This is a genomic window from Rothia sp. HMSC069C04, assembly GCF_001812895.1.
In the GTDB taxonomy this organism is placed as follows: Bacteria; Actinomycetota; Actinomycetes; order Actinomycetales; family Micrococcaceae; genus Rothia.
In genome coordinates, this window is sequence record NZ_KV810736.1 from 119424 (window position 1) to 124071 (window position 4648).

A 4648-nucleotide genomic window follows, 5' to 3' on the forward strand; every position below is an offset into this window, starting at 1 on the left:
CGATGAAGGAGGAAGCGAAGGAGCGGAAGAACTCGCCGTTACGGTCCATATTTTCCCACCAGGTCACGCCAGCATCGTAACGGTTGGTGTCCGGGGAGATGACGGGCACGAACAGCATGTTCTGTGCCGCTGCGGATGCAGCCATCTGAGCCAGCTCACCGGAGGGGTCGTAGACCTTGGACTGGTCGTTACGCCAGTAGTCGCCGTCGAAGTAGAAGACCACGCCAACGGGCTTGGAGAAGTCCACACCCTCAGCGTAGACGTGGTACTGCGAGGTGGTACCAGCCGGGGAGGTGTAGGACAGGAAAGTCTGGTTGGTGCGGGTTGCCGCCACACCGGATGCCGCCTGGGTAGCCTGTACAGTCTGCGCGGGCTGAGCGGCAGGGGTTACAGCGTTCTGGGTAGCTGCGGGAGTCTGGGCGACCTGAGCCAGGGTGGGCTGAGCGGAAGGCTGTGCAGCCTGCGCCAGGGTCGGCTGAGCGGAAGGCTGTGCAGCCTGTGCCGCCTGTGCAGACTGGAAGGTAGCTGAGGGAGCAGCCTGCTGGGTTGCTTGTGCGGGCTGAGCAGCCTGAGCAGTGTAGGTCTTCTGGATGGGCTGAACCGCAGTCGTTGCGGGAGCCTGCTGAGTCTGCTTTGCCTGTTCAGCCTGCAGACGGATCTGCACAGCAACCTGAGAGAGGGTCGGCTGCACGGTGGAGGTGAACAGAGACTTCGGAGCCTGGGTTGCGGTAGCTGCGCCGGGGATGTCCTGAACGACGGGTGCAAAAGCGGAAGCGGGTGCTACCAGGGTGCTACCGAGCACGGAGGGTACAGCGATGGCTGCGAGAGAGCCAGCCTTAACAGTGCGGGGGCGAAGTGCCATGGGGTTGTCCTCGTTGTTGGTGTTTCTGGGGCGTGAACGCCCGTGAGTGGTTGAGTGATAGGTGGTCTATAGGTGAGAAGCCTATAGGCGGTCGGCCCGCGGATGTGACGCCGCACGAGACGCTTCCATCAACCATCCCCGTGTGTGTTGCGGGGATGTCCTCATGTGATGGAGGGGTGCGGTGTGGATCCGGAGAGCTACGCGGCGGACCGCGGTGACCACGTACTCAAAGCTACCAGGTCAAAAAGCCTTTTCCAGCGGTTTTTTGGGGCTATTTTTGGGTATCGAACAAGATTCAATCTTAACAAGAGCTTTTTCTCAACTTCTAGCTTAACTTTAATCACCCTCAACTAGAGGTTGAATGAGCTATTTTTCCTTGATTTTCCGGGGTTTTTGAGCGTTTTTTGAAAGAGTTTCAAAAAACCCTACAATTAACTTGAATGTTTTATATGTGACTACAATCACTTTCAGAGTGAATTGTTGCACTCGAAGACCATTTTCTTCCAAAAACCGCGGAATTCCGGGGCAGAACGGGTGATTTCCAAGCCCGGAATATAGGCATCTTTCGCATATTCCACTTTGAGAATGCACTTTGAGGCAAAAATATCCCCCTCGCCACTCCCCCGCTCAGGCACCCTTCGAACCCCTCGTTGGGTCCTTGAGACCCGCCCCAGAGTCTCCTTCAGAACCCCTTTCAAGCCCCATTTCAGAACCCCCAAAAGCAGCGTCTCAAGAAGGCATAACCATCCCCCAATAACCACTCGGAAGTGGCTCCGCCACCCCCATGAGCACATCCGCTTGAAGCCCCGATAGACACGCTGAGGAATACCTCGAAAGACACATCGGGAGACGTTCCGAAACCAGTCCAGGGTAACTTTCACGACGGTTCTATGAAATTCCATAAGGAGGTTCCGTGAGGAGGTTTCAAGAGGCAGGAAGATCCACCCCAAACACCCCGAAGGGGCAGCGGGCAAGCCCCTATCAGTCTCCCCGAAGCACCGCCCCAACAAGGCTCAGAAGACCCCCTCCGCAGATTACAGAAGGCAGGGGATATAAAGAAAGCCGCCCAGCAGGCGGCAGAAAGGTAGCACAAGAAGAAGAAAGGTAGGCGGCAAATGAAGACAGGTCGCCAATAGGAAAGGTGCAGGAAGGTGGCGAAAGAAGGCAGGCCGGCGGTCGGAGGGTGAGTCGGAGAGTGACAGGAGGACGGCAGAAGGAGATAGGTCAGCGGGGGGGGTACGGGTTTTGGGGAATAAAAAAACTCCCGATAGCTAAAAGCTATCGGGAGTTATCCGTTGCGGGGACAGGATTTGAACCTGCGACCTCCGGGGTCTGCATCTCTTTTTAATGAAACAGTGAGATACAGCCAAGTAATCGTTGATATTGTGCGGTAACCGTCCCCTTATCCTTCCCTAAAGATACTTGAAGTTACCGGCATATCCTCACGAAAGATAGGGAATAAGGTAGGGACTACCTTTCCTCCCTACGCCGTGCTCGGGCTGCCTCGTACAGCGTTGTGAGGTCTGACAGGTCTGAGTATGCCTGTGCGTTCACATCGACCGAGTGGCCGAGCGTTCGAGCACGCAGTAGCGCGTCTACGTCCGTGCGGTACATGGTGTTGAGGGTGGTTCTCCAGACGTGGGTGCGGTGGGTCTCCAGCAGAGGCACTCCGCAGTCGCGAGCCAGATCCTTGTAGAACGCCTTGAGAGCCTTCTGAGCGTTGTATCTGTCCCACTCGGTGTCTGGGTTGAGCGGTGCGCCCACAACGTAGGCTCCACCGACTTCATCTCGTCTACGGGTAAGGTGCTCATAGACCGCAGGCTCGACGAGAGCCGCGACGCGGGTGGTGCCTGTCTTGGCGTTTTCAGCCCGAATAATGCACGCTGGGCGGTTTTGGTCGTCGGTGATGATGTCGTCCCACATGAGAGTTCTTGCTTCGCTTACGCGCAGCCCTGTGGCCATTTGGAGCAGGGTTAGGTCGATGCAGCAGCGGTGGACGGCAACGCGGTCCTCTAGCGTGTACCTGCCTCGTTTGGGTGGTACTAGTGTGGGTGACCAGGTATTGGTCGGGGGTTGTGGGTAGAGGTCGAGGTCCTTGATGATGAGCGGACTTCTACCACCGCGATCTTCAAAGGACCTCCTGTTGACTTCTTACCGTGACGGATCATGGGGCAGCCACACACAGAGCACGATGCAGTATTCACAGGAACGAGGCAAACACGACCAACTGAAAGAGTGACTTTCCCGCACCAGAAAGCCGAAAAGTCACCCAACCAGCAACACGTAGTGTCCTATAACCCAGAAAGAAAGCTCTCCCTGGAAGCCACTGAGGCTTCCAGGGAGAGCAGTCAGAGAGTGCGAAAGACGAATACACCGCTATCAAGCGTGAGGCGGCCGATGGGGGAGTCGTAGGTGGCGAGCGCCGGATCAGAATTGCTCGGGGTGATCGCGGTAGGCATACGCCCACACTGTCACGGCGACAGTCACAGCGCGAGTCCACGCGTCACGGACAGCGTCCAGTTCTGCGCCCTCGAAGCCCTCCGCCAGGAGACGGTGCCCGACCTCCACAGTCGGCGCGATGAAGGCGAGCACGTAGCGCAGAGGCACGAATGGCGTCGAGTCCGCCCCATCCGCCGCGTTCTTCGCCGCGGTCATGTGTCGAGCTCCGATCAGGTACTGGTAGTCCAACCACGCCTGATCCCGCTCGCGCGTGCACATGTCGATGATCCACTGGGCGAATCGGGGCTTTGACGCCTGCGCGTACTCGGGGTTCGGCTGTCCATCCGGATGCGCGGAATGTGCTGCCAGGTAGGTCTTTTGAGCCAAAATCCCGCGCCACGTGTCGACCATTTCCATGGCATGCGGCGCCAGGATGGGTTCTGCTCGCGCGAGCAGCTCTGCGTCACCGGGCTGGACGTGCGCGGCGGCCTCAATCTGGCGTAGATCCTCGAGTGTGAGCGGAGACGTGGGGACGGCATCGGTGCCGTAGGTGTACCCCGACGAGTGGTCGTAAGCGGTCATGCGAACCTCCTTGAACTTATGCGTCAATTGTAGAACGTGCTCTTGCTCAGCTCAAGTCCTGTGGAGTGGTGTAATCGTTTTGTGTCCTTCGGATTGGGTTATGCGCTGAGTTGGAGTGGGGTGTCCTCCTGCCCGGTGGGTTGTGGTGTGAGTCGTGATTTGGTGAGGATGTCGAGGCTGAGGTAGCGTCGGCCTTCGGCCCATTCGTCGTTTTGTTCGGCGAGGACGGCTCCGACTAGGCGGATGATTGCTTGTCGGTTGGGGAAGATTCCCACGGTGTCGGTGCGGCGGCGGATTTCGCGGTTGAGGCGTTCGTTGGGGTTGTTGGACCAGATCTGGGTCCACACCCCGGTGGGGAAGGACGCGAACGCGAGGACGTCTGCCCTGGCTTGATCGAGGTGATCACACACGGCGGGGAGCTTGTCGTGGACGTAGTCCAAGAGCCGGTCGTATTGAGCGTTGACCGATGCCGCGTCGGGCTGGTCATACACCGAGTGCAGCATCGCTTTGACAGCGGGCCATAGTGCTTTGGGGGTGACGGACATGAGATTAGCGGCGTAGTGGGTACGGCATCGTTGCCAGGTGGCTCCGGGTAGGTTGGCGGCGATGGCCTCAACCAGGCCCAGATGGGCATCACTGGTGACCAGGCGCACGCCGGTCAGGCCTCGGGCGACCAGGTCGGCGAAGAACTCCTTCCAGGCTGGAGCGGTCTCGCTGGTGGACACGCGCACCCCCAGCACTTCGCGGTGTCCGTCATTGTTGACT

3 protein-coding genes and 1 pseudogene are annotated in these 4648 nt (G+C 58.5%); all 4 read right to left on the minus strand.

Going from position 1 to position 4648, the window contains the following annotated elements; translation table 11 throughout:
* A pseudogene (locus HMPREF2879_RS03165) lies at positions 1-862 on the minus strand (S-layer homology domain-containing protein); the annotation flags it as partial.
* A 1470-nt stretch (positions 863-2332) separates the two neighbouring features.
* A complete protein-coding gene (locus HMPREF2879_RS03175) occupies positions 2333-2965 on the minus strand; it encodes a site-specific integrase (RefSeq protein WP_314684801.1) in 633 nt (210 codons plus the stop codon).
* Positions 2966-3289: 324 nt separating this feature from the next.
* The gene (locus HMPREF2879_RS03180; RefSeq protein ID WP_005505324.1) at positions 3290-3883 is read right to left on the minus strand and encodes a protoglobin domain-containing protein; all 594 of its coding nucleotides are present in this window, start codon (positions 3881-3883) and stop codon (positions 3290-3292) included.
* Between the two features lie 98 nt (positions 3884-3981).
* Positions 3982-4648 (minus strand): IS256 family transposase (locus tag HMPREF2879_RS09520; protein ID WP_246822897.1); only part of this gene is annotated, 667 nt, incomplete at its 5' end.